Source organism: Ensifer sesbaniae, from assembly GCF_013283665.1.
Classification (GTDB): Bacteria; Pseudomonadota; Alphaproteobacteria; order Rhizobiales; family Rhizobiaceae; genus Ensifer; species Ensifer sesbaniae.
The window spans coordinates 3181382-3204975 of record NZ_JABEKU010000001.1 but is presented as its reverse complement, the minus strand read 5'-3'; the positions used below and the strand labels follow the sequence as shown (position 1 = coordinate 3204975).

Sequence of the window (23594 nt, the reverse complement as noted above, 5' to 3'; positions counted from 1 at the left end):
GATTTTGCCGAAGTCGCGTTTTTTAGCTTTCCTTTTCGTTTGAAAGAGGTATGGAATCGAACAAACACGGCGCTCACAAGAGCTCAAAAAACAAAGAGACCAGACCTTAGGGATTTGGTCCAGGGGAAGATTGATGGAGTATTTCGTCCAGCAGCTCGTCAACGGGCTGACTCTTGGGTCTATTTATGGTATGATCGCAATTGGTTATACCATGGTCTACGGCATCATTGGCATGATCAACTTCGCCCACGGCGATATCTTCATGCTCGGCGGTTTCGCCGCTTTGATTGTCTTTCTGATTCTCACTTCATTTATAGCAGGCGTGCCGGTTGTACTTGCGCTTTTGCTGATGATGATCGTGGCGATGCTCGCGGCGTCGCTGTGGAACTGGACGATCGAGCGAGTGGCGTATCGTCCGCTGCGCGGGTCGTTCCGGCTGGCGCCGCTGATTACCGCGATCGGCATGTCGATCGTCTTGTCGAATTTCATCCAGGTGACGCAGGGGCCGCGCAACAAGCCGATCCCGCCGCTCGTCTCGTCCGTCTATGACGTGTTCGGCATCGCCATTTCGCTGAAGCAGATCATCATTATCATCATCACCGCGATCCTGCTTTCCGTCTTCTGGTACATCGTCAACAGGACGCCGCTTGGTCGTGCTCAGCGCGCCACCGAGCAGGATCGCAAGATGGCGGCCCTGCTTGGCGTCGATGTCGACCGAACGATCTCCGTGACCTTCATCATGGGCGCCGCACTCGCTGCTGTCGCGGGAACCATGTACCTGATGTATTACGGCGTGGTCGTTTTTACCGACGGCTTCGTCCCCGGGGTCAAGGCATTCACCGCCGCCGTTCTCGGAGGCATTGGCTCGCTGCCGGGCGCTGTATTGGGCGGACTTCTGATCGGCCTGATCGAGTCTCTATGGTCGGCCTACTTCACCATCGACTACAAGGACGTTGCGACCTTCTCCATTCTCGCAATCGTCCTGATCTTCAAGCCGTCGGGTATTCTCGGACGACCGGAAGTCGAGAAGGTATAATTCAATGGCAAACATTGCTTCTACAACTGCAAGCGCCGGCACCGAGGTGACGGCGCGGGCCCTGCGCGAGTCTGTCTTCGCGGGCCTCATCACGCTCGGACTGTTCGTCCTCTTCGTCGGCCTCAAGACCGACCAGAACATCCGCAACGAACTGATCCTGACCCAGCGTTGGGGCCTGTTGGCGATCTTCGTGATCATTGCCATGGTTGGCCGCTTCCTCATGGTCGCCTACGTCCAGCCGTGGCTTGCCCGGCGAAAGGCTGCAAAGGCGGCAGCGCCGGAAGTCGCCAAGGAAGAGAGCTTCTTCAGCCGCAATTTTTCGAGGATTGCGATCGTTGCCTTGATCCTTTATCCGCCGGTCATCGTCGCGCTCTTCGGTATTCAGGGCTCGCTGAAATGGGTGGACAATTTCGGCATCCAGATCCTGATCTATGTGATGCTCGCCTGGGGGCTCAACATCGTCGTCGGCCTCGCCGGCCTGCTCGACCTTGGTTACGTCGCTTTCTATGCGGTCGGTGCCTATTCCTACGCGCTGCTGTCGACCTATTTCGGCTTGTCCTTCTGGGTGCTGTTGCCGGTCGCCGGCCTGCTCGCCGCCTGCTGGGGCTTGGTCCTCGGCTTCCCGGTGCTGCGCCTGCGCGGTGACTATCTGGCGATCGTCACGCTCGCCTTCGGCGAAATCATCCGACTGGTGCTCATCAACTGGACCGAGGTCACCAAAGGCACCTTCGGCGTGTCCGGCATTGCCAAGGCGACGCTGTTCGGCATCAAGTTCGATGCCTCAAAGGATGGCTTTGCCGCATTGATGGGCCTGCCGATCTCGTCGGTCTACTACAAGATCTTCCTGTTTTACCTGATCCTCGGTCTTTGCTTGATCACGGCCTTCGTGACAATCCGCATGCGTCGGATGCCGATCGGCCGCGCCTGGGAAGCGCTGCGCGAAGATGAGATCGCCTGCAAGTCGCTCGGCATCAACACGGTCACCACCAAGCTGACGGCTTTCGCCATGGGCGCCATGTTCGGCGGCATCGCCGGGTCCTTCTTCGCGGTACGCCAGGGCTTCGTGTCACCCGAATCGTTCGTGTTCCTCGAATCGGCGGTGATCCTCGCGATCGTCGTGCTCGGCGGCATGGGATCGCTGACCGGCATTGCGGTCGCGGCGGTCGTCATGATCGGCGGCACCGAAATCCTGCGTGAGCTCGCCTTCCTGAAGGTCATCTTCGGACCGAACTTCACACCGGAACTCTACCGCATGCTGATCTTTGGCCTGGCCATGGTCGTCGTCATGGTCTGGAAGCCGCGCGGCTTCGTCGGATCGCGTGAACCGACCGCGTTCCTGCGCGAACGAAAGGCCGTCTCCGGCAGCTTTACCAAGGAAGGGCATGGCTGATGGCCCTCGAGACCACGACGATGACAATGACACAAGACCCAATTCTCAAGGTTGAGCACCTGTCGATGCGCTTTGGCGGTCTGATGGCGATCAACGACTTCTCCTTCGAGGCCCATCGCGGCGACATCACCGCGCTGATCGGCCCGAACGGAGCAGGCAAGACGACGGTGTTCAACTGCATCACCGGCTTCTACAAGCCGACGATGGGTATGATCACGATGAAGCAGCGGTCCGGGAAGGAGTATCTCCTGGAGCGGCTGCCGGACTTCGAGATCACCAAGCATGCGAAGGTGGCGCGCACGTTCCAGAACATCCGGATGTTCTCCGGCATGACCGTGCTCGAAAACCTCTTAGTCGCCCAGCACAACAAGCTGATGCTGGCATCGGGCTATACCGTGCTCGGGCTCCTTGGATTCCCCGCCTATCGGCAGGCCTCCAGGGAGGCGACCGAGCTCGCCAAGCATTGGCTCGAAAAGGCGTCGCTGATCGACCGGGCCGACGACCCGGCCGGGGACCTGCCCTATGGCGCGCAGCGGCGGTTGGAGATTGCCCGTGCCATGTGCACGGGACCGGAGCTGCTTTGCCTCGATGAGCCTGCGGCCGGCCTCAATCCGCGCGAATCGCATGCCCTCAATGAACTGTTGCAGGGCATCCGCCGTGACACCGGCACGTCCATCCTGCTGATCGAGCACGACATGTCCGTGGTCATGGAGATATCGGACCATGTCGTCGTGCTCGAATATGGACAGAAGATTTCCGACGGCACCCCGGATTTCGTCAAGAACGATCCAAAGGTCATCGCGGCCTATCTGGGTGTCGAGGATGAAGAGGTTGAAGAGGTGATCGAGCAAATCGAGGAAATCGAAGGCGGGCAGGGAGGCACCAAGCAATGACTGCGCCGCTGCTGCAAGTGAAAGCCGTCGAAACCTACTACGGCAACATTCGGGCGCTGAGCGGCGTCGACGTCGAGGTCCATCGCGGCGAAATCGTTTCGCTGATCGGTGCCAACGGTGCGGGCAAGTCGACCTTGATGATGACGATCTGCGGCAGTCCGCAGGCGCGCACCGGCACCGTGATGTTCGACGGTCATGACATCACGCGCCTGCCGACCCACGAAATCGCACGCATGAGGATTGCTCAGTCGCCGGAAGGCCGCCGCATCTTCCCGCGCATGACCGTATTCGAAAACCTGCAGATGGGCGCGAGCCTCGACAACCTCAAGCATTTCGACGAGGACGTGGAAAAGATCTTCAGGCTTTTTCCGCGACTGAAGGAGCGTCAGGCGCAACGCGGCGGAACGCTGTCGGGCGGCGAGCAGCAGATGCTGTCGATCGGCCGCGCGCTGATGGCCCGCCCGAAGCTTCTGCTTCTCGACGAGCCGTCGCTGGGTCTCGCGCCGCTGATCGTCAAGGGCATCTTCGAAGCGATCAAGAAACTCAACAAGGAGGAGGGCCTGACGGTGTTCCTCGTCGAGCAGAACGCCTTTGGGGCGCTCAAGCTTTCGGATCGCGCCTACGTGCTGGTCAACGGCCGGGTGACGATGAGCGGCACCGGCAAGGACCTGCTGGCGAACCCGGAAGTTCGCGCGGCCTATCTCGAAGGCGGCCGTCATTGACGGGCTGCATCTGGAGCAAGTGACATGCAGGGAATTCTCTACGAAGAACCGTCGATCTGGCAGTTTTTTTTCATCAGCTGCGTGATGGGCGGTTGGACCGCCTGGCGAACCGGCAAGAGCGTTGCCGAAAGCTGGCAGGGCGTGCCACGGCTGCTGCTCTACGTGGCGTTGCTGGGGCTGGCGATCCGTTTCGTGCATCACGCCCTCTTTGGCGGCACGATGTTCAGCCTGCAATACTATATCGTGGACACGGTCGTGCTTTTGTTGTTTGCTACCGCAGGTTTCCGGTACTATCGGACCAAGCAAATGACCAAAATCTACTACTGGCTCTACGAGAAGGTTTCGCCCTTCTCTTGGAAGACCAAATAAAGGGAACAGCGCGTGCCGGTCCGCCGCGGCCGGTGCGAAGGAAACACCGGCGCAACTATGGTGGGCATTGCGCAGGTTGATAACGAGACCCGCTCGAATATTTGGGAGTAACAAGATGAAAAAATCTCTTCTGTCGGCCGTTGCGCTGACGGCTATGGTTGCCTTCAGCGGCACCGCCTGGGCCGATATTCTCGTTGGTGTCGCCGGCCCGCTGACTGGCCCGAACGCAGCCTTCGGTGCACAGCTCCAGAAAGGTGCCGAACAGGCCGCTGCCGACATCAACGCGGCTGGCGGTATCAACGGGGAACAGATCAAGCTTGTGCTCGGCGACGACGTTTCGGACCCGAAGCAGGGCATTTCGGTCGCCAACAAGTTCGTTGCTGACGGCGTGAAGTTCGTCGTTGGTCACTTCAACTCAGGCGTGTCGATCCCGGCATCGGAAGTCTACGCCGAAAACGGCATCCTGGAGATCACGCCTTCTGCGACCAACCCGCAGTTCACTGAGCGCGGCCTGTGGAACACCTTCCGCACCTGCGGCCGTGACGACCAGCAGGGCGCCGTTGCCGGCGCGTACCTCGCCGCCAACTTCAAGGATGCCAAGATCGCCGTCGTTCACGACAAGACGCCCTATGGTCAGGGCCTTGCCGACGAAACCAAGAAGGCGATGAATGAAGCTGGCCTCACCGAGGCCCTCTATGAAGGTGTCAACATCGGCGACAAGGACTTCTCCGCACTGATCGCCAAGATGAAGGAAGCCGGCGTTTCGGTCGTCTACTGGGGCGGCCTGCACACCGAGGCTGGCCTGATCATGCGCCAGATGAAGGACCAGGGCCTCAAGGCAACCATGATGTCCGGCGACGGTATCGTTTCCAACGAACTGGCCTCGATCGCCGGCGACGCCGTCGACGGCACGCTGATGACGTTCGCTCCGGATCCGCGCAAGAACCCGGCCGCCAAGGAACTCGTCGAAAAGTTCCGCGCAGCCGGCTTTGAACCGGAAGCCTACACCCTCTACTCCTATGCCGCTCTTCAGGTCATCGCCGAAGCCGCGAAGGCTTCCGGCGGCAACGACCCGCAGGCCGTTGCCGAAGCCATCAAGGCAAAGGGTCCGTTCAAGACCGCAATCGGCGAACTCGGCTACAACGAAAAGGGCGACATCACCCGCCCGGACTACGTCATGTACACTTGGAAGAAGGGCGACGACGGCAAGTTCACCTACTTCCAGAACGAGTAGTTCTGATTTCGGACATTGCGTCCGCTTTGTCAGGCCCGGCGAGCGATCGCCGGGCTTTTCTGTAGGCAAAGCAACCTCCACCTCTGGTCGAGGCTATGGGTTTTCGTGATAAGTGTTTCGCCTGTCGAGATGGCTGTCGCGTCGCGCCGTTTCGTGCTCTCTCTCTCTCTCTCTCTCTCTCTCTCTCTCTCTAATCTGTTCCGGAAGCGGCCATGAGCTCGAAACCCTGCATTCTCGTCACCCGTCGGTCGTCAACGTCGCCGCTTTCTTCGGAGTCGCCGGATCGGATAGCGTAAGCGGCTGCCTGTTTTTCGCGCAGCGCTTGCACGGAAATGCAGCGTTCTGACGATTTTCTTTGCAAAACAATAACTTGACTTGTCATGCCGCGATGCGGACGATAGCGCGAAGGCAAGGCGATCTGCCCAACGGGGTGCAGCGCCCAGGGACTGAAGGACACCGCACGGTGGTCGAGGATGAACAAGGCAGCAAGCATCGCTCCGCAACGGGCCTGGGGTAAGGGCCGGCTGGTCGCCAAGACGGCGCTCGGCCAGAGTCGCATTGCCGAACTCTACCAGGAAGGCTGCGCCAAGATCCGCCTGCCGAAGACCTTCGATGCCTCCATGGAGGCCGTGCTCATCAATTCATCCGGCGGCCTCACCGGCGGCGACCGCATCGTTTGGGAAGTGGCGGCAGGGGCGGGAACCGATGTGACGGTGACGACGCAGGCCTGTGAGAAGATCTACAAGGCAAGCGCCGATACGGTCGCGGTGGCCACGCGTATCGAGGTTGCCGCCGGCGCCCGCGTCGACTGGCTGCCGCAGGAAACGATCCTTTTCGACCATGCCTCGCTGTCGCGTTCGCTGGACGTGGAACTTGCCGCGGACGCGACGTTCCTGGCGGTGGAGGCGGTTCTTCTTGGCCGCAAGGCGATGGGGGAGGTGGTGCATGCCGGGCTCTTTCGTGATCGCTGGCGCGTCCGCGTCGAGGGCAAGTTGCTGCATGCGGACAATCTGGCGCTTTCCGGAGAGATCGCCAGCCTCGGTCAGCGACGGGCGGTGCTCGATGGCGCGTCCGCCTTTGCCACGCTCCTCTATGTCGGTCCCGATTGTGAGCCCTTGTTGCCGCGTCTCCGGTCGCTCCTTGACGGCGAGGCTGGCGCTGGCATCAGCCATTTCCAGGTCGATGGCCGCGACAAGCTGGTTGCCCGCTTCGTGGCGCCGGATGGGTTCGCGCTCAGAAAAATCCTCATCCCCATCATTTCGCACTTGCGCAAGCAGAAGACAGTGCCGAAAGTCTGGGTTCTCTAGGTCATTTCATATTTTTATTGAAACTGTGAAATGATCTAACACATTGAAACTCTGTAATTCCTGACGGAAACCCGCTCCGCAGATTTCCTGGAATTGCTTCACGAACAACCGGTGGCGACGCATGAATCTTACTCCGCGCGAAAAGGACAAATTGCTGATTTCCATGGCGGCGATGGTCGCGCGCCGACGCCTGGAGCGCGGCGTGAAACTCAACCATCCGGAGGCGATCGCGCTGATCACCGATTTCGTCGTCGAAGGCGCGCGCGACGGGCGCTCGGTTGCCGAACTGATGGAGGCGGGCGCCCAGGTGCTGACGCGCGATCAGGTGATGGAGGGTATCCCCGAGATGATCCACGACATCCAGATCGAAGCGACGTTTCCCGACGGCACCAAGCTCGTCACCGTTCACGAACCGATCCGCTAGACGAAGGAAACACGGCCCTTTCGGTCGTATCCGTCCAACCCATGATCTCAGGAGGCAAGCATGCTGGCTTTGCGCCCCAATTGCGAGTGCTGCGACAAGGACCTGCCGCCGGATAGCCGCGAGGCGATGATCTGCACGTTCGAGTGCACCTTCTGCGTGGATTGTGTCGATGGAAAGCTCGGCGGCGCCTGCCCGAATTGCGGCGGCGAATTCATGCGGCGGCCGGTGCGCCCGGCAGCCCTGCTTGAAAAATATCCGGCCTCCACCGAGCGGGTGCTGAAGCCTGAGGGCTGCGCCGGTGCGAAGGCGGCTTGAGGAGAGAACCATGATCCCAGGAGAAATCATCGCGGGTGCCGGAGAGATCGAGCTCAATGCCGGTCTCGACACGACAACCATCGAGGTGGCCAATACCGGTGACCGCCCGATCCAGGTCGGCAGCCACTACCATTTCGCCGAAACCAACGCCGGACTGCAGTTTGACCGGAAGGCCGCCTATGGCAGACGACTGGACATTCCGGCCGGCACGGCCGTTCGTTTCGAGCCGGGGCAGACGCGCCAGGTGACGCTGATCCCCCTTTCCGGCAAGCGCGAGGTCTACGGCTTCCGCCAGCAGGTGATGGGCAAGCTATGAGAGCAGTGGTTCCGGTCCTCGGCTTGCTTCTCATTTCCGCGGCTTCCGCGCCGGCTCAGGAACCGCCGAAAGTGGATTGTGCGAACGCAACCGCGCAGCTGGATCTGAATATGTGCGCCGATCAGGAATACCAGGCGGCGGATGCTGAACTGAACAGGATCTACAAGCAGGCGATGACGGCAGTGCAAGCGATCGACTCCGATCTGGAGGGCGCCGAGGTCGGAGCTGTCGAGGCGTTGAAAAAGGCCCAGCGCGCCTGGATCGGTTACCGCGACGGCCAATGTGAACTGGCCGGCTTCCAAGCGCGAGGCGGCCAGGCGGAGCCTATGCTGGTTTCGGGCTGCCTTACAGACCTGACGCAAAAGCGCACCGCCGAATTGAAAGAATTCCTCGAAAATCAAGGAAACTGACCCGTGCAAGGGCGCCGCATCATCATGATCGTGGGTAATGGCGAAGTGCCTGACGGCGCTGGCGCGACGATCGATGCAGCCGATCTTGTCGTCCGTTTCAATGATTGCCGTTCCGTCGGTTCCGGTGGCCGCAAGACCGATATCGTCGCCGTCTGCAACACCGGGCGCCCCGGGCTTGCCATGCTCGGCGGCGGCCGCTGGAAGACGAGTTCGGCGGTGCGTAAGGCGCGCGAAATCTGGTGCGTCCGCACTGGTGCGAAGTTTGCCGCGATGCGGGCCACCCTGGCGAAAACGCATCCGGACCTCGATGATTTCTGTGACGATTACACCGTCGGTTTCGAGAGTTTCAGCCGTTCGACCAACCGCGGTTTTCGCATCGTCCCCGCCGCGGTGCATGAGCAACTGGACCATGACCTCGCCCGCTTCTCACCGGATCCCTACGTCGTTCCGTCCAGCGGCCTGGTCGTCATTGCCGATATCCTGTCCAATGTCGCGACAGCCGATGACGACGTCGTGCTCGCCGGCTTCGGCCATGTCGGGTGGCAATGGCATCCCTTTGCTGCCGAGCGCCGCTATGTCGATGCCCTGGCAGCAAGAGGCCGCCTTCGCCGCCTCCATCCACTTTCTTCTTCGTCCCAAGGAGCCTGAACCATGCCCTACAAGATGTCGCGCGCGGCCTATGCCGCCATGTTCGGTCCGACGGTCGGTGACAAGGTGCGGCTTGCGGACACCGAACTCTTCATCGAGGTCGAGAAGGACTTCACCACCTATGGCGAGGAGGTGAAATTCGGCGGCGGCAAGGTCATTCGCGACGGCATGGGGCAGAGCCAGGTGACCCGTGCCGAGGGCGCCGTCGATACGGTCATCACCAATGCGCTGATCGTCGACCATTGGGGCATCGTCAAGGCCGATATCGGCCTTAAGGACGGGCGCATCGCCGGGATCGGCAAGGCCGGCAACCCGGATTCCCAGCCGGGCGTGACCATCATCGTCGGTCCCGGGACCGAGGTGATTGCGGGCGAAGGCAAGATCGTCACCGCCGGCGGCATGGACAGCCACATCCACTTCATCTGCCCACAGCAGATCGAGGAGGCCCTGGTCAGCGGGCTTACCTGCATGCTGGGCGGTGGCGCCGGTCCGGGGCATGGCACGCTTGCCACCACCTGCACGTCCGGCCCGTGGCATCTCGCCCGCATGATCGAGGCGGCCGATGGTTTTCCGATGAACATCGCCTTTGCCGGGAAGGGCAATGCCTCGCGGCCGGGCGCATTGGTCGAGATGGTGCTTGCCGGGGCCACCTCGCTGAAGCTGCACGAGGACTGGGGCTCGACGCCGGCGGCGATCGATTGCTGCCTGGGTGTGGCCGACGAATACGACGTGCAGGTGATGATCCACACCGACACGCTGAACGAGAGCGGTTTCGTCGAGGATACGATCGCGGCGATCAAGGGCCGCACGATCCATGCCTTCCACACGGAAGGCGCCGGCGGCGGCCACGCGCCCGACATCATCAAGATCTGCGGCCAGCCGAACGTCATTCCGTCGTCGACCAACCCGACGCGGCCCTACACCAGGAACACGCTGGCCGAGCATCTCGACATGCTGATGGTCTGCCACCACCTGTCGCCGTCGATCCCCGAAGACATCGCCTTTGCCGAGAGCCGCATTCGCAAGGAAACGATTGCGGCCGAGGACATCCTGCACGATATCGGCGCGTTTTCGATCATCTCCTCCGACAGCCAAGCCATGGGCCGCGTCGGCGAAGTGGCGATCCGCACCTGGCAGACGGCCGACAAAATGAAGCGCCAGCGCGGGCCCTTGCCGCAGGAAACCGGCGACAACGACAATTTCCGGGTAAAGCGCTATATCGCCAAATACACGATCAACCCGGCGATCGCCCACGGTCTCAGCCACGAGATCGGTTCGCTGGAGGTCGGCAAGCGCGCCGATCTCGTCATCTGGAACCCGGCCTTTTTCGGCGTGAAGCCGGACTTCGTGCTGCTCGGCGGTTCGATCGCCATGGCGCCGATGGGCGACCCGAACGCCTCCATCCCGACGCCTCAGCCGGTGCACTACCGGCCGATGTTTGCCGCTTACGGCAAAAACCGCACGAGCTCCTCCGTCACCTTCGTGTCGCAGGCTTCGCTGGATGCCGGGCTTGCCGCCAAGCTTGGCGTCGCCAAGCAATTCGTGGCCGTCAGGAACACCCGTGGCGGCATCGGCAAGGCGTCGATGATCCATAACAGCCTGACGCCGCATATCGAGGTCGATCCGGAGACCTATGAAGTACGCGCCGACGGCGAGTTGCTGACCTGTGAGCCGGCGACGATCGTGCCGATGGCGCAGCGCTACTTCCTGTTCTGAGCGAGCAGGAACCGAGCATGAAGCGCGGCCTGAAATGGGCTTTCATCGGCCTGCTGGCGGCGGTGCTGGCGCTTGTTCTCGGAACCCTCCTGCCGCGGCCGCTTTTGCCGGCATCCGCCGTCGCGGCGGGAGCAGGGGGTACGCGCATCCTGGTGCTCTCGGGTCCGATCCACACGGATATCGCCGTGCCCTTGACCGAGGAAACGAGGGCCCGGTTCGGCTTCATCGAGCCTGCCGGCGTACCGATTGCCCATCCTCAGGCACAATGGTTGATCTTCGGCTGGGGCGGGCGTTCCTTCTATCTGGAAACGCCGACCTGGTCGGAGCTGAAGACCATACCGGTCTTCAGGGCGCTGACGCTCGACCGCTCGGTGATGCATGTGGATGTCGCCGGCCGGATCGCCGAACCGCAAGCGTCCGTCGCCGGCTTCGAGCTGGACGCGGCAGGGTACGAGCGGCTGCTTGCTTTCATTGCCGAGAGCTTTACGGGTGACGCCGGGGCTGCCGTCCCGATTGACGGCTTTTCCTACAATGGCAACGACCGCTTCTTCGAAGCGGAGGGCAGTTTCAATGCGCTTTTCGGCTGCAACACCTGGACGGCGCGGGCACTGCGCGAAGCAGGCTTGAGAACAGGCTTGTGGAACCCGATCCCGCCGAGCCTCGGACTGTCGTTGCGCATCCACAATTGAGGCCTCGTGGGATGAGCAGAAGCCATGCGGCTCTTGCATGGCTGCCATGCCCGCATGTGAATCGGGGCGTTTCGTGCTGCGCCGCAGCGCAAGATCGGATAGGAAAGCGGCTAACCTTTTCTCGGTTGCCAGCAATCCTCCCAAGACCTGCCGACCGAGAGCCGCTGGAGCGGGATGAGGAAAAGTGCTTGCGGTTTTCCGCCCCCATCCCGCTCTGACTTATGAGATGCGATCACGTTCATGATTGGGTCAATCCGACCCAAATCATCGTGATCTGAAGGAGATGACGATGCTTGGCAGAAAAGTACCCGCTGTAACGTTCCGCACCCGCGTTCGCGACGAAGCCGTTGGCGGCCCCAACCCGTTCCGCTGGGAGGACGTGTCCACCGACGATTATTTCGCCGGCAAGCGCGTCGTGCTGTTCTCGCTGCCCGGCGCCTTCACGCCGACCTGCTCGACCTATCAGCTCCCGGACTTCGAAAAGCTGGCCGCCGATTTCCGCGCTGAAGGCATCGACGAGATCTATTGCATCTCGGTCAACGACGCCTTCGTCATGAATGCCTGGGGCAAGTCCCAGAACCTCGAGAACGTCAAGCTGATCCCGGATGGTTCGGGTGAATTCACCCGCAAGATGGGTATGCTTGTCGCCAAGGACAATCTCGGCTTCGGCATGCGCTCCTGGCGCTACGCCGCCGTCGTCAACAACGGCGTCGTCGAGCAGTGGTTCGAGGAAGAAGGTTACTCCGACAATTGCGACAGCGACCCCTATGGCGTTTCCTCGCCGCAGAACATTCTTGAGACGCTGAAGTCACAGAAACTTGCTGCGTGATGGCAGGGGCGTACCGTTCCTGATTTGAGAAAGCCCGAGGATCGGATCCGGTCGTCGGGCTTTTTCTTGTCCGATGCGAGCGGGGCAGACCTTGAAAAGCGGCCCCCACGACTGGCGTCGAGGCTTTTTCTTGCTAGACTAGCGCATAGAAAAGATATCGAGGGTTCAATGGTTTACGTTATCGCCCACCTGACCGCGCATCCGGGCAAAGGAGATGAAGTCGTGTCGCTGGCAGCACCACTGATCGAGGCTGCGCGGTGCGAGGCCGGCTGCATCACCTATGACTTTTACCGCAAGCCGGCCGACCCCGATGCCCTGGTGTTCGTCGAGACCTGGCAGAGCAAGGCGGCCGTCGATGCGCATTTCGAGGAGCCGCATCTGAAAGCCTTCCAGGCGGCGATGGCGGACCTGCTGGTCGAGGCGCGCATCGAGCTCGTGACGCCGGAAAAGGTCGAGGTGCTCTGAGATGCCGTATCGTTCGACGGAAGTTCTCTCGCCGGGGCCGGGCGACAAGACGCCGCTCCACAGCGTAACGCTGGCGCACGACGCGCGGCACCTGCGGCGCAAGCTCCTGCATCTCGAAAACGACGACGTGGTGATGCTGGACCTCAGGGAACCGGTGATGCTCGCCGACGGCGATCTCCTGGTGCTCGACGGTGGCGGCTATATCCGGATCGTTGCCGCGCCGGAGGCGCTTTACGAAATCCGCCCGCGCGACCCGCTGCATCTCATCGAGCTCGCCTGGCATCTCGGCAATCGCCATCTGCCGGCGCAGATCGAGGCGAAGCGCATTCTGATTGCCCGTGATCCGGTCATCCGCCAGATGCTCGAAGGTTTGGGCGCGGAGGTGAGCGAGGTTTCGGAACCCTTCCAGCCGATGCGCGGCGCCTACCACGCCGGCGGTCACAACCACGGCCACGGCCATCACCATGGCTGAACGGGCCGATACGCAGGCGCTGCTGCGGCTTGCGACCTGGCTGTCCCCGGCCTTCCCGGTCGGTGCTTTCTCCTATTCCAGCGGGCTCGAACAGGCGGTCCATGATCGTTTGGTCACGGACGCGGTGGAGCTTCGCTCCTGGCTGGAGACGGTCATTTGCCACGGCTCCGGCTGGAACGATGCCCTGCTTCTTGCCGAAAGCTATCGAGCCTCCGGTGATGCTCCCCGGCTGGCTGCGGCCGCAGAACTTGCCGAAGCCCTGGCGGGAAGCCGCGAGCGGCATACGGAAACCATGTTGCAGGGCCAGGCGTTTCTGGCGGCTGCGCGGTCGTGGCCGCACCTGGTCTTCGATGCCCTCAGCGAGACCGTCGCCTATCCGGTGGCCGTCGGTGCCGTTGCCGGTGGTCATCAGACTGGTCTCGAGCCCGCGCTTGCCGCCTTTCTCAATGCTTCCGTTTCAAACGCCGTTTCGGTGGCGATCCGCTGCGGCGTCACCGGCCAGCGCGATGGCATGGGCGTCATCGCAGCGCTCGAGCCGGTCATCGCGGCGACGGCAAGTAAGGCCGCAACCGCCTCGCTAGACGATCTTGGCTCGGCCACGATCATCGCCGATATTTCGGCATTGAGACACGAAACCCTGCATTCGCGGCTCTTCCGCTCCTAGATCATTTCACTGTTTCACAGTAACAGTGAAATGATCTAACCTTTTGAAATTACGCAATTCCGGACGGGAAACCGTTTCACACTTTTCCTGGAATTGCTCTTAGGAAGAGATCGCCTCGAAAGGACATCCAGATGACATCGAAGAACGGTCCCCTTCGCGTCGGCATCGGCGGGCCGGTGGGCTCGGGCAAGACGGCGCTGACCGACAAGCTCTGCAAGGCGATGCGGGAGAAGTACTCCGTCGCCGTCGTCACCAACGACATCTATACCAAGGAAGATGCAGAGGCTCTGGTGCGCATGCAGGCGCTGCCGTCCGAGCGCATCGTCGGCGTGGAAACCGGGGGCTGCCCGCATACGGCGATCCGCGAGGACGCCACGATCAATCTGCAGGCAATCGCTGACCTCAACCGGCGCATACCCGATCTCGACATCGTCTTCATCGAATCCGGCGGCGACAATCTCGCGGCGACCTTTTCGCCTGATCTTGCCGATCTGACGATCTATGTCATCTCCGTCTGCCAGGGCGAGGAGATCCCGCGAAAGGGCGGCCCGGGCATCACCAAATCGGATCTGCTTGTCATCAACAAGAAGGATCTCGCTCCCTATGTCGGGGCCGATCTCGACCTGATGCAGCGGGATGCGACGCGGATGCGTGCGGAAAAGCCCTTCGTCTTCACCGACATGAAACGCGGCGACGGCGTCAACCGGATCGTTGATTTCCTGGCGCTGCACGGCGGGCTGTGACGCTCCCAGGCTGGTGACAGCCGAACCTCGTCGGCGCGTCAGAATCGTTCGAGCGCCTGCCGGTCGTGGATTTCGATGACGCGGCCCTTGACCGTGACGCCCGAGCGGCGGAGTGCGGAGAAGGCGCGCGACAGCGCTTCCGGCGCCAGGCCCAGCTTGCCGGCCAGCACATTCTTCTGGAAGGGCAGGCGGAAGGAAAAGTTCGTGATGCCGTCCGGGCAGTTGCCGAGAATATAGCTTGCTACCCGCTGTGGCGCCGTCAGCAGCCGGTCTTCGGCCAGGCAATCCTCGGCCATTTGCGCGTGCCGGCAGAGAAGCTGCATCAGCGCGTCGGCGATTTCAGGTGTCTGCTCGGCGAGCTTGCGCAGCTTGCGGCTGTCGATCCTTGCAAGCATCGTCGTCTCGATCGTCTGGGCGTTGGCGGTGGCGCGGTTTCCGAGGAACATGGCGCTTTCGCCGAAAAGCTCACCTTTCGGAAACACGGCGATATCCGCCTCGCGTCCGTCCTTGCCCAGCCGGTAGAGACGGACCAGGCCGGAAAGAACGAAGAAAACGTGATCGAGCGGCTCGCCATGGCCAAAGAGGATGTCGTGCTCTTCGTGGGTGGAAACGACCACATCGTCCAGAATTGCGTTCGTTGCCGCCAAGGGCAGCTTCTCGAAGAAGCAAGAACCGAGCAGCACAGCCCTATCGTTCGAGTTCAATCGCAACGTCTTCATTACACCCGTCCTGAGCAAGATCCAGATGCAAGGTAATAAAGCTTGGCGGAAGGCGGTTTGACCTCGATCAAATAAAATCGACAAAAAGCCCGCGCTTGCAGGGCGCGGGCTCGTACTTGGATTGTGACAGTTGCGGGCGAAGCGCCGGTTCGGCCACTACAGCGCTGCGCGTCTTATGAGACGCGTAGAGGTCGCTGTAGCACTTTGATTTGCTGCATGTCTTTGTCCTTAAATCGAGGTCGATTTAAGGAGACATGCAGTAGCCTATTCGGCGGCGAGCGCCGGATGGTTGATGACCTTGCTGCCGGATCGTCCCTTGGTCTGGTCCGACTCCAGCGTCTTCAGCCGATCTTCCAGGCCTTCGATCGTCTTGCTCTGCTCCTGGACCAGGCCCGTCAGGGTCCCGCGATCGAGCGGCAGGTTCTCCTCGTCCTTCTGGCCGACGAAACGGCCGAAGATGCGGGCGAGCAGCCGCGAGAGGTCGTCCATGATCAGGAAGAACGACGGGACGATCACAAGGCTCAGCACCGTCGAGACGATGATGCCGCCGATCACGGCAATTGCCATCGGGGCGCGGAACGAGCCGCCTTCGCCGACGCCGAGCGCGGAGGGGAGCATGCCCGCCGACATGGCGATCGAGGTCATGATGATCGGGCGGGCGCGCTTGCGCCCGGCCTCGATCATCGCGAGCTGACGGTCCATGCCGTGGTGCATCATCTCGATGCCGAAGTCGACGAGCAGGATCGCGTTCTTGGTGACGATGCCCATCAGCATCAGGATACCGATCAGCACCGGCATCGACAGCGCGTTCTGCGTCAGGATCAGAGCGGCGGCGACGCCGCCGATGGCAAGCGGCAGCGAGAACAGAATGGTGAACGGCTGGATCACGTCCTTGAAGAGCAGGATCAGCACCACCAGCACCAGCATCAGGCCAAGCAGCATGGCATTGCCGAAGCTCTGCTGCATCTCCGCCTGAACCTCGGCGTCGCCGCTTTCGAGGAACTGCACGGATTTGGGCAGCTCGGCCTGACCGGCGATCTGCTTGAAGCGGTCCGAGGCGGTGTTGAGCGCGACGCCGATCGGCAGGTCCGCGCCGAGCGAGACGACGCGGTTACGGTCGTAGCGCTTAATCGAGCTCGGGCCTTCCGAATAGTTGATGTCGGCAACGCTCGACAGCGGCACGGTGGCACCCGCTGCCGTCGTGATCTTGAGGTTGCGGATCGCCGCGATATCAGTGCGGAAATCGCGGTTGATCTGCACGCGGATCGGGATCAGCCGTCCGTCGAGCGCGATCTTGGTGAGCGCCGCGTCGATATCGCCGATGGTGGCGACGCGGATGACCTCCGAGATCTGCGCCGTGGTGATGCCGAGGCGCGACATCTGTTCGTCACGCGGGCGGATCTGCAGTTCCGGACGGGGGAGCGCCCCATCCGGGCTGACATTGGCGAGCAGCGGATCGCTGCGCAGCTTCGCTTCCAGGATCGCGACGCCCTGGTCGAGATCGGCCTCGTTGTTGGAGAGCAGGTTAAACGCAAGGTCGCGCTGGCCGCGGTCGTTGAGCTTGATGACCCTCACGTCCGGTATGTCGCGGACGCGGGCGAAGATTTCCTTTTCGATCTCCGACTGCGGGACGATGCGGCCGGCGGGGGTCATCTTCGGCAGGTAAGGGCCGATCAGCGGCGCGCGGCCGATGACGTCGTTGACGACCTTGTTCAAGAGCGAATGGTCGAGCTTTTTCAGAAGCACAGTGACGGTGGCGCGGCGCAGTTCCAGATCGCCTTTCGGCGAGGCGCCGCCGAGGACGAAAATGTTGTCGACCCCATCGATACCCTTGATCCGGTTGTAGATCTCCGTCGTGGTCCGGTCGGTGTCCTCGAGCATGGCATCCGGCGGCAGCTCGATCGACAGGCTGACGCGCGAAGCGTCTTCCGGCGGCAGGAAGCTGCCGGGCACATAGAGGATCAGTGCAAAGACGGAGCCGACCGAGAAGGCGATTGCGGCAAGCAGCGTCAGGTAACGCGTGTACCAATGTTTGGTCGTGACCTGCACGAGGCGCGTGTAGTTGCGCATCATGAAGCCGTCTTTGTTGTGGTGGTCGGGGCCCGCGTCCGAAGCACGCATCAGATAGGCGGCCATCACGGGCGTGATCAGGCGGGCGACGAGCAGCGAGAAGAACACTGCGACGGCAACCGTCAGGCCGAACTGGATGAAATACTGGCCAGGAATGCCCGGCATGAAGGACACGGGCACGAAGACCGCAATGATCGTGAAGGTCGTCGCGATAACCGCCAGGCCGATCTCATCCGCCGCCTCGATCGCGGCCCGATAGGGCGACTTGCCCATATGGATGTGCCGCTCGATGTTCTCGATCTCGACGATCGCGTCATCGACGAGGATACCGGTCGCAAGCGTCATCGCCAGGAAGCTGACGAGGTTCAGCGAGAAGCCGAGCAGGTCCATGACCCAGAAGGTCGGGATCGCCGACAGCGGCAGCGCAACGGCCGAGATCAGCGTGGCGCGCCAGTTGCGCAGAAAGAGCATGACGACGATGACGGCGAGCAGCGCGCCTTCCATCAGCGTGTGCAGTGCCGCTTCGTAGTTGCCGTAGGTAAAGTAGACGGAATCGTCGACCATCTCGATGGTGACGTCGGGGTTCGCCGCACGGATCTTGTCGAGCGACTTGGCGACCGTCTCGGCGACGCTGACCTCGCTGGCGCCCTTGGCGCGGAAGACCGCGAAGGTCACGCCGGGATTGCCGTTGAAGCGCGAGAAGGAGCGCGGCTCCTCATAGGTGTCGGTGACCGTGCCGAGATCGGAGAGGCGCACGAAGCGACCGCTCGGCACCGAGATCATCGTATTGGCGAGCTGGTTGACGTTGCGGGTGTCGCCGAGGGTGCGGATCGCCTGCTCGCTGCCGCCGACCTGGCCGCGGCCGGAGCCGAGGTCCATGTTCATGCGGCGAAGCTGGCCGTTGACGTCGGCGGCGGTGATGCCGAGCGAATTCAGCTTGTCGTCGTTGAGTTCGATCCGAACCTCGCGGTCGGCGCCGCCATAGCGGTCGACACGGCCGATGCCCTTCTTGCCCTGGATCTCGCGCTTGATGACGTCATCGACGAACCAGGAGAGCTCTTCCAGCGACATGCCGGGCGCGGAGACGGAGAAGGTCTGGATCGCCTGGCCTTCGACGTCGACCTTGGAGACAATCGGTTCCTCGATCGAGGTGGGGAGATCGCTGCGGATGCGGTCGATTGCGTCCTTGACGTCCTGCACCGCCTGGGTCGTCGGCACTTCCATGCGGAAGATGACCGCGGTCGTCGATGTGCCGTCGTTGATCGTCGACTCGATGTGGTCGACGCCGGTGACGCTCGCGACCGCGTCCTCGATTTCCTTGGTGACCTGCGTTTCGAGCTCGGCCGGTGATGCGCCGCTCTGCGTCACGTTGATCGAGACGATCGGCACGTCGATATTGGGGAAGCGGGTGATCGGCAGCGATTCGAAGGACTGATAGCCGAGCACCATCAGAACGACGAAGGCAAGGATCGGCGCGATCGGATTGCGTATGGACCAGGCTGAGAAGTTCATGGTCACGGTTCCTGTCAGTTGGTCGCTGATGCAGCGGACTTGACGGGGTTGATGTGGTCGCCGTCGCGGACATAGGCTCCGGCCCTCGCCACCACTTCTTCGCCGGCCTTCAGGCCTTCGAGGACTTCGATGAACTTGCCGTCGGAAATCCCTGTCTTGACCGGCAGGATGCGGATGACGCCGTTTTCGACCTTGCGGACGATCGTGCGGCCGTTCTCATTGGTAACGGCCGTTTGCGGCAGGACCACTGCCTGCTTCTGTTCGGCGGTGATCAGAGCGCTCGCATACATGCCGGCGCGTGCCTTCTCGGTGGCCGTCAGGCTGATGAAGACGGTTCCAAGGCGGCTGACGGGATCGACGGTCGGCGCGATCAGGCGGATCGTGCCCTCGACCTTGGTGTTGCCGCCGGCGAGCGTCACGGTTGCCGGCTGGCCGACAGCGAGCTTGATGATATCGGCTTCGGCGACGTCGGCCTTCATCTCGATCGCGCCATCGCGGATCATGGCGAAGAGTGGCTCGCTATTGCCGGTGGCGATCGCGCCGACCTTGGCGTTCTTGGCGGAGATCACGCCGGCGACAGGCGCCTTGACCTCGGTACGGGCGAGGCGAAGGTCGATGTCGTCGATCTGGGCTTCGGCCACCTTGATGTCGGCATTGGCAACGGCGACGGCCTGCTCGGCGGAGAGGACGCGTGCGTGGGTCGCGATCGCGAGCGCCCGCACCCGGTCCGCCTCGGCCGTCGAAACGGTGCCGTTCTTGGAGAGTTCGGCGGCGCGGTCGCTGACCCGCTTGGCCTCATCGGCGTTCGCCCTGGTTTCGCTGAGTTGTGCGTTCAACTGAGCAAGCCCGGCTTCCGCCTTGGCAAGCGACGCTTCGAGTTCGCTCTTCTGCAGGCGAAGCGCGTCGTCGTTCAGGACCACGAGCACGCTGCCGGCTTCCACCTCGTCGCCGACATCGACATTGAGTGTGCGGATGGAGAGGCCGTCGACCATCGGGGCGACATAGACCTGCTCGACGGCCTGGATGGTGCCGGTCGCAACGACGCGGTCGCTGATCGACTGGTCGACCGCCGAGGTGACGACGATGGACGGGAGGCTTTGTGTCGGCTTCGCTTCTATCGCGTCCTCCGCTCCGGCAACGGAAAGCGAACCAAAGGTCATCGCAGCGCACAGGCTGAGAATAGGCAGTACTTTTTGAGCCATCGGCTTCATAGTCCCGGCAATGAAAACAACTTTGAGCGGATCACAGCTCGAGGCAGGATCCACGGGCAATCAGGCGATTTTATCACGCGGACATCGCGCCCCGGCTGATCGCGCGGGGACAGGAGACTGCGCTTTTCCTCATTTCGCGCTCCGCGTGTACGGTATCAGACCGTAGACGCCGGCGGAACTGGGACCGGTTACCGCAGGCAATGCATCGGGAAAAGTACGTCCTCCGCCATGCCTGCCTCCAACAAACATCGGGGCCTATGTAATCTCGGCTCTTGACGCTTACAAGAGCGCACGAAGCGATGGTGCCTCAATATTCAAGCTGTTCTGCGGTTATGGTTGCGATCTTGACACGATCTTGACAATAGCAAGCAAGGGTAGCGCCGTTGTCAGCCGGGTTACCACCCCCACGCCCGGTATCTGGCGGCAACATGGCGGATGCGAACGGCCGCCCGCTGCATGTTTCCTTAAATCCTGACCGATCTGAGGATAAGAACATGCAGCAGCGACCTTCGTGCGTCTGGGAAGACGCGCGGCGCTGCAGAAACGGAAGAGGGCCGCACGATCGTGCGACCCTCTTCTGACCTTTTGGCGATCGCCTATTTCAGTGCGGCATCGGTGATCTCATGCGTCCAGGCGCCTTCCGGCTCCTTGGAGATCACGGGATCGGAACCGCCGGCAAGCAGCGACTGCACCGTGCGCTTGTAGTCGGCCTCGTCGAGCGCGCCGCTGGAGCCCGATGTCAGTTTCGCCACTTCGCCCATCATGCGCTTCTGGTGCTTTTCCGTCTGCGCGCCGGTGGAGTCGTTTTCGAGAACGATATCCGCAGCTTCGTCCGGGTTCTCCTCGGCGTACTTCCAGCCCTTCATCGAGGCGCGCACGAACTTGACCATCTTCTCCTTGAAGGCGGCGTCCTTGAGCTTGTCTTCGAGCACATAGAGGCCGTCTTCGAGCGTTGCCACGCCCTGGTCTTCATATTTGAAGGTGACCAGGTCCTCCGGCTTGATGCCGGCATCGATGACCTGCCAATATTCGTTATAGGTCATGGTCGAGATGCAGGCGGCCTGCTTCTGGATCAACGGATCGACGTTGAAGCCCTGCTTCAGGACGGTGACGCCGTTCGGGCCGCCATCGGTCGGGATCTTCAGCTGCGACATCCAGGAGAGGAACGGGTATTCGTTGCCGAAGAACCAGACGCCGAGTGTCTGGCCCTTGAACTTGTCAGGGCTGGTGACGCCGGTTTCCTTGAGGCAGGTGAGCATCATGCCCGATTTCTTGAAGGGCTGGGCGATGTTGACGAGCGGCACGCCCTTTTCGCGGGTGGCAAGGGCTGAGGGCATCCAGTCGACGATCACATCGGCGCCGCCGCCGGCGATCACCTGTGCGGGTGCGATATCAGGACCGCCGGGCTTGATCTCGACGTCAAGGCCCTCCTCTTCGTAGAAGCCCTTGTCCTTGGCGACGTAGTAGCCGGCGAACTGCGCCTGGGTCACCCACTTCAGCTGCAGCGTCACCTTGTCAGCGGCTTCGGCCTGGAACGCTGCAAGCGAAAAGACGCCTGCGGCGAGAAGCGATGCAAGTCTTTTGTTCATGTCAGTTCCCTCTTGTTTTTGCTTCATTTTCTTTCAACTGCGCAATTCCGGACGGAAAACCGTTTCACACTTTTCCTGGAACTGCTCAGGCAGTATGCGTCAGGCGCGCCCTCCGCGGATGGAAGGATGCCAGAAGGTGACGGCACGCTCGATGAGCGCGACCACCCCGTAGAAGGCGGAGCCGGCGACGGCCGCAACGGCGATCTCGGCCCAGACCATGTCGACATTCATGCGTCCCACTTCCGTGGAAATCCGGAACCCCATGCCGACGATGGGGGTCCCGAAGAACTCGGCGACGATGGCGCCGATCAGCGCCAGCGTCGAATTGATCTTCAGCGCGTTGAAGATGAACGGCCAGGCGGCCGGCAGGCGCAGCTTGACGAGCGTCTGCCACCAGGACGCCGCATAGGTGCGCATCAGGTCGCGCTCCATGTGGCTGGCGGCGGCAAGGCCGGCAACGGTGTTCACCAGCATCGGGAAGAAGGTCATGATGACGACGACCGCGACCTTCGATTGCCAGTCGAAGCCGAACCACATGACCATGATCGGCGCCACGCCGATGACGGGGAGGGCGGAGACGAAGTTGCCGAGCGGCAGCAGGCCCTTCTGCAGGAAGGGCGAGCGGTCGATGAGGATCGCGACGGCGAAGCCGAGGCCGCAGCCGAGCGCGTAGCCTGACAGCACGGCCTTCAGGAAGGTCTGGCGGAAATCGGCACCGAGCGTCGGCAGCGAGTTGATCAGCTTGTGCCAGATCATCGAGGGCGCCGGCAGCAGCACCGATGGCACGGAGAAGCCGCGCACGATGCCTTCCCAGAGGACAAGGATGGTGACGCCGAAGATCAGCGGCACGGCAAAGCGCGCAGCACTCTTGGCGGCTTCGCTCTGGAAGGTTTGGCGCACCAGCCATTCGTTGAAAGCCCAGGCGGTGAGCCAGAAGATGATCGCGGCCGCAAGGATGGGAAGGTTCATGGCTTGGCTCCCATGCGCTTAAGGACGGCCGTGTGGGCGAAGCCGACGATCATGACGAGGACTGCGGCGAGTGCTGCCGCCATGAACAGCGCCGCCCAGATCTGCACCGTCTGTCCGTAATAGGAGCCGGCGAGCAGGCGGGCGCCGAGGCCGGCGACGGCGCCGGTCGGCAGTTCGCCAACGATGGCGCCGACCAGCGAGATGGCGACGGCAACCTTCAGCGAGGTGAAGAGATAGGGCATCGACGACGGCCAGCGGAGCTTCCAGAAGGTCTGCGCCGAGGAGGCGTTGTAGGTGTGCATCAGGTCGAGCTGGATCGTCTCCGGGCTCCTTAGCCCCTTCACCATGCCGACGACCACAGGGAAGAAGGAGAGGTAGGTGGAGATCAGCGCCTTCGGCAGCAGGCCGGAAATGCCGACGGCATTGAGCACGACGATGATCATCGGCGCGATGGCGAGGATCGGGATCGTCTGGCTGGCGATCACCCAGGGCATCAGCGAACGGTCCATCGCGCGGTTGTGCACGATCCCGACGGCGAGCAGGATGCCGAGAGCCGCGCCGATGCCGAAGCCGAGCAGGGTCGCCGAAAGCGTGATCCAGGCGTGGTAGATGAGGCTGCGTTTCGAGGTGATCGCCTTGTTGACAGTCGTATTCCAGATCTCGGCGATCACCTGGTGCGGCGCCGGCAGCACCGGGCGTTCCTGCGCCATGGTGTTGCGCACGATCTCGGAGAAGGTGATCTCGGTGCCGGCGCGTGCAGCCGTGTCACGCTCGAAGGGCGCGTTCAGGAACACGGCGGCGACGTACCAGAGTGCGATCAGCAGCACGATGACGGTGCCAACCGGCAGCAGTTTGTCCCTGAGGAAGCTTGGTTCCTGCATC

Annotated in this window: 26 protein-coding genes; 19 read left to right on the top strand and 7 right to left on the bottom strand. The window is 62.0% G+C overall.

Annotated features, from left to right (window positions below; translation table 11 throughout):
• The first annotated feature begins 133 nt into the window (after positions 1-133).
• From BHMPCIPO_RS15635 to BHMPCIPO_RS15610, 6 genes are all read left to right on the top strand, one after another.
• Positions 134-1036 (top strand): branched-chain amino acid ABC transporter permease, encoded by a 903-nt coding sequence (locus BHMPCIPO_RS15635; RefSeq protein ID WP_173517610.1) that lies wholly within the window; start codon positions 134-136, stop codon positions 1034-1036.
• Positions 1037-1040: 4 nt separating this feature from the next.
• A complete protein-coding gene (gene livM, locus BHMPCIPO_RS15630) occupies positions 1041-2426 on the top strand; it encodes a high-affinity branched-chain amino acid ABC transporter permease LivM (protein WP_173517609.1) in 1386 nt (461 codons plus the stop codon).
• The gene (locus BHMPCIPO_RS15625) at positions 2426-3319 is read left to right on the top strand and encodes an ABC transporter ATP-binding protein (protein WP_282439043.1); all 894 of its coding nucleotides are present in this window, start codon (positions 2426-2428) and stop codon (positions 3317-3319) included. Before livM ends, BHMPCIPO_RS15625 begins: the two co-directional genes overlap by 1 nt.
• Positions 3316-4041 (top strand): ABC transporter ATP-binding protein, encoded by a 726-nt coding sequence (locus tag BHMPCIPO_RS15620; RefSeq protein WP_173517607.1) that lies wholly within the window; start codon positions 3316-3318, stop codon positions 4039-4041. Before BHMPCIPO_RS15625 ends, BHMPCIPO_RS15620 begins: the two co-directional genes overlap by 4 nt.
• Before the next feature lie 24 nt (positions 4042-4065).
• Complete coding sequence (locus tag BHMPCIPO_RS15615; protein WP_173517606.1) at positions 4066-4410, top strand: DUF6867 family protein; 345 nt, start codon at positions 4066-4068, stop codon at positions 4408-4410.
• Between the two features lie 115 nt (positions 4411-4525).
• Positions 4526-5644: a branched-chain amino acid ABC transporter substrate-binding protein gene (locus BHMPCIPO_RS15610; protein WP_173517605.1), complete on the top strand. Its 1119-nt coding sequence runs from the start codon at positions 4526-4528 to the stop codon at positions 5642-5644.
• 190 nt (positions 5645-5834) lie between these two features.
• On the opposite strand, the gene BHMPCIPO_RS15605 is transcribed toward BHMPCIPO_RS15610, so the two are convergent.
• A complete protein-coding gene (locus BHMPCIPO_RS15605; RefSeq protein WP_173517604.1) occupies positions 5835-6125 on the bottom strand; it encodes a hypothetical protein in 291 nt (96 codons plus the stop codon).
• On the opposite strand from BHMPCIPO_RS15605, the gene BHMPCIPO_RS15600 reads away from it, so the two are divergent.
• The 13 genes from BHMPCIPO_RS15600 to ureG all read left to right on the top strand — a co-directional run bounded on the left by BHMPCIPO_RS15600 (position 6118) and on the right by ureG (position 14642).
• Entirely contained in the window at positions 6118-6951 is an 834-nt protein-coding gene (locus BHMPCIPO_RS15600; RefSeq protein ID WP_173517603.1) for an urease accessory protein UreD, read from the top strand. The genes BHMPCIPO_RS15605 and BHMPCIPO_RS15600 overlap by 8 nt on opposite strands.
• Before the next feature lie 121 nt (positions 6952-7072).
• Positions 7073-7375: an urease subunit gamma gene (locus tag BHMPCIPO_RS15595; RefSeq protein ID WP_034794185.1), complete on the top strand. Its 303-nt coding sequence runs from the start codon at positions 7073-7075 to the stop codon at positions 7373-7375.
• Between the two features lie 60 nt (positions 7376-7435).
• A complete protein-coding gene (locus BHMPCIPO_RS15590) occupies positions 7436-7690 on the top strand; it encodes a DUF1272 domain-containing protein (RefSeq protein WP_173517602.1) in 255 nt (84 codons plus the stop codon).
• A 10-nt stretch (positions 7691-7700) separates the two neighbouring features.
• Positions 7701-8006 carry an urease subunit beta gene (locus tag BHMPCIPO_RS15585; RefSeq protein WP_173517601.1) on the top strand — a complete coding sequence of 102 codons (306 nt, stop codon included), beginning with the start codon at positions 7701-7703 and terminating at the stop codon, positions 8004-8006.
• Positions 8003-8416 (top strand): lysozyme inhibitor LprI family protein, encoded by a 414-nt coding sequence (locus tag BHMPCIPO_RS15580; protein ID WP_173517600.1) that lies wholly within the window; start codon positions 8003-8005, stop codon positions 8414-8416. The genes BHMPCIPO_RS15585 and BHMPCIPO_RS15580 overlap by 4 nt, the downstream gene beginning before the upstream one ends.
• Before the next feature lie 3 nt (positions 8417-8419).
• Entirely contained in the window at positions 8420-9064 is a 645-nt protein-coding gene (locus BHMPCIPO_RS15575; protein ID WP_173517599.1) for a Urease operon accessory protein, read from the top strand.
• A 3-nt stretch (positions 9065-9067) separates the two neighbouring features.
• On the top strand, positions 9068-10780 hold the full coding sequence (gene ureC / locus BHMPCIPO_RS15570; protein ID WP_173517598.1) for an urease subunit alpha: 1713 nt from the start codon (positions 9068-9070) through the stop codon (positions 10778-10780).
• Between the two features lie 17 nt (positions 10781-10797).
• Positions 10798-11469, top strand: coding sequence for a TIGR02117 family protein (locus BHMPCIPO_RS15565; protein WP_173517597.1), 672 nt, complete (start codon positions 10798-10800; stop codon positions 11467-11469).
• A 289-nt stretch (positions 11470-11758) separates the two neighbouring features.
• Positions 11759-12298: a peroxiredoxin gene (locus tag BHMPCIPO_RS15560; protein ID WP_173517596.1), complete on the top strand. Its 540-nt coding sequence runs from the start codon at positions 11759-11761 to the stop codon at positions 12296-12298.
• Between the two features lie 168 nt (positions 12299-12466).
• Positions 12467-12763, top strand: coding sequence for a putative quinol monooxygenase (locus BHMPCIPO_RS15555; RefSeq protein WP_173517595.1), 297 nt, complete (start codon positions 12467-12469; stop codon positions 12761-12763).
• A 1-nt stretch (position 12764) separates the two neighbouring features.
• On the top strand, positions 12765-13235 hold the full coding sequence (ureE, locus tag BHMPCIPO_RS15550; protein ID WP_173517594.1) for an urease accessory protein UreE: 471 nt from the start codon (positions 12765-12767) through the stop codon (positions 13233-13235).
• Positions 13228-13899, top strand: a complete 672-nt coding sequence (locus tag BHMPCIPO_RS15545; protein WP_173517593.1) for an urease accessory protein UreF — start codon at positions 13228-13230, stop codon at positions 13897-13899. The genes ureE and BHMPCIPO_RS15545 overlap by 8 nt, the downstream gene beginning before the upstream one ends.
• Before the next feature lie 131 nt (positions 13900-14030).
• Positions 14031-14642 (top strand): urease accessory protein UreG, encoded by a 612-nt coding sequence (ureG, locus tag BHMPCIPO_RS15540; protein WP_173517592.1) that lies wholly within the window; start codon positions 14031-14033, stop codon positions 14640-14642.
• Between the two features lie 38 nt (positions 14643-14680).
• Here ureG and BHMPCIPO_RS15535 read toward each other — a convergent pair whose 3' ends face one another.
• From BHMPCIPO_RS15535 to BHMPCIPO_RS15510, 6 genes are all read right to left on the bottom strand, one after another.
• The gene (locus BHMPCIPO_RS15535; protein WP_173517591.1) at positions 14681-15361 is read right to left on the bottom strand and encodes a Crp/Fnr family transcriptional regulator; all 681 of its coding nucleotides are present in this window, start codon (positions 15359-15361) and stop codon (positions 14681-14683) included.
• 264 nt (positions 15362-15625) lie between these two features.
• A complete protein-coding gene (locus BHMPCIPO_RS15530; RefSeq protein ID WP_173517590.1) occupies positions 15626-18943 on the bottom strand; it encodes an efflux RND transporter permease subunit in 3318 nt (1105 codons plus the stop codon).
• Between the two features lie 14 nt (positions 18944-18957).
• Positions 18958-20145 (bottom strand): efflux RND transporter periplasmic adaptor subunit, encoded by a 1188-nt coding sequence (locus tag BHMPCIPO_RS15525; protein WP_173517589.1) that lies wholly within the window; start codon positions 20143-20145, stop codon positions 18958-18960.
• A 605-nt stretch (positions 20146-20750) separates the two neighbouring features.
• Positions 20751-21743: an ABC transporter substrate-binding protein gene (locus BHMPCIPO_RS15520; protein ID WP_173517588.1), complete on the bottom strand. Its 993-nt coding sequence runs from the start codon at positions 21741-21743 to the stop codon at positions 20751-20753.
• 99 nt (positions 21744-21842) lie between these two features.
• A complete protein-coding gene (locus BHMPCIPO_RS15515; protein ID WP_173517587.1) occupies positions 21843-22712 on the bottom strand; it encodes an ABC transporter permease in 870 nt (289 codons plus the stop codon).
• Positions 22709-23593, bottom strand: a complete 885-nt coding sequence (locus tag BHMPCIPO_RS15510; RefSeq protein ID WP_173517586.1) for an ABC transporter permease — start codon at positions 23591-23593, stop codon at positions 22709-22711. The genes BHMPCIPO_RS15515 and BHMPCIPO_RS15510 overlap by 4 nt, the downstream gene beginning before the upstream one ends.
• Position 23594: the final 1 nt, after the last annotated feature.

Coding starts and splice junctions, on each gene's coding strand:
- BHMPCIPO_RS15515 (WP_173517587.1), bottom strand. CDS start 22,712: ATGAACCTTCCCATCCTTGCGGCCGCGATCATCTTCTGGCTCACCGCC.
- BHMPCIPO_RS15545 (WP_173517593.1), top strand. CDS start 13,228: ATGGCTGAACGGGCCGATACGCAGGCGCTGCTGCGGCTTGCGACCTGG.
- BHMPCIPO_RS15635 (WP_173517610.1), top strand. CDS start 134: ATGGAGTATTTCGTCCAGCAGCTCGTCAACGGGCTGACTCTTGGGTCT.
- ureE (WP_173517594.1), top strand. CDS start 12,765: ATGCCGTATCGTTCGACGGAAGTTCTCTCGCCGGGGCCGGGCGACAAG.
- BHMPCIPO_RS15565 (WP_173517597.1), top strand. CDS start 10,798: ATGAAGCGCGGCCTGAAATGGGCTTTCATCGGCCTGCTGGCGGCGGTG.
- BHMPCIPO_RS15580 (WP_173517600.1), top strand. CDS start 8,003: ATGAGAGCAGTGGTTCCGGTCCTCGGCTTGCTTCTCATTTCCGCGGCT.
- BHMPCIPO_RS15530 (WP_173517590.1), bottom strand. CDS start 18,943: ATGAACTTCTCAGCCTGGTCCATACGCAATCCGATCGCGCCGATCCTT.
- BHMPCIPO_RS15590 (WP_173517602.1), top strand. CDS start 7,436: ATGCTGGCTTTGCGCCCCAATTGCGAGTGCTGCGACAAGGACCTGCCG.
- BHMPCIPO_RS15615 (WP_173517606.1), top strand. CDS start 4,066: ATGCAGGGAATTCTCTACGAAGAACCGTCGATCTGGCAGTTTTTTTTC.
- ureG (WP_173517592.1), top strand. CDS start 14,031: ATGACATCGAAGAACGGTCCCCTTCGCGTCGGCATCGGCGGGCCGGTG.
- BHMPCIPO_RS15620 (WP_173517607.1), top strand. CDS start 3,316: ATGACTGCGCCGCTGCTGCAAGTGAAAGCCGTCGAAACCTACTACGGC.
- BHMPCIPO_RS15625 (WP_282439043.1), top strand. CDS start 2,426: ATGGCCCTCGAGACCACGACGATGACAATGACACAAGACCCAATTCTC.
- BHMPCIPO_RS15555 (WP_173517595.1), top strand. CDS start 12,467: ATGGTTTACGTTATCGCCCACCTGACCGCGCATCCGGGCAAAGGAGAT.
- ureC (WP_173517598.1), top strand. CDS start 9,068: ATGCCCTACAAGATGTCGCGCGCGGCCTATGCCGCCATGTTCGGTCCG.
- BHMPCIPO_RS15585 (WP_173517601.1), top strand. CDS start 7,701: ATGATCCCAGGAGAAATCATCGCGGGTGCCGGAGAGATCGAGCTCAAT.
- BHMPCIPO_RS15525 (WP_173517589.1), bottom strand. CDS start 20,145: ATGGCTCAAAAAGTACTGCCTATTCTCAGCCTGTGCGCTGCGATGACC.
- BHMPCIPO_RS15560 (WP_173517596.1), top strand. CDS start 11,759: ATGCTTGGCAGAAAAGTACCCGCTGTAACGTTCCGCACCCGCGTTCGC.
- livM (WP_173517609.1), top strand. CDS start 1,041: ATGGCAAACATTGCTTCTACAACTGCAAGCGCCGGCACCGAGGTGACG.
- BHMPCIPO_RS15510 (WP_173517586.1), bottom strand. CDS start 23,593: ATGCAGGAACCAAGCTTCCTCAGGGACAAACTGCTGCCGGTTGGCACC.
- BHMPCIPO_RS15595 (WP_034794185.1), top strand. CDS start 7,073: ATGAATCTTACTCCGCGCGAAAAGGACAAATTGCTGATTTCCATGGCG.
- BHMPCIPO_RS15520 (WP_173517588.1), bottom strand. CDS start 21,743: ATGAACAAAAGACTTGCATCGCTTCTCGCCGCAGGCGTCTTTTCGCTT.
- BHMPCIPO_RS15535 (WP_173517591.1), bottom strand. CDS start 15,361: ATGAAGACGTTGCGATTGAACTCGAACGATAGGGCTGTGCTGCTCGGT.
- BHMPCIPO_RS15610 (WP_173517605.1), top strand. CDS start 4,526: ATGAAAAAATCTCTTCTGTCGGCCGTTGCGCTGACGGCTATGGTTGCC.
- BHMPCIPO_RS15600 (WP_173517603.1), top strand. CDS start 6,118: ATGAACAAGGCAGCAAGCATCGCTCCGCAACGGGCCTGGGGTAAGGGC.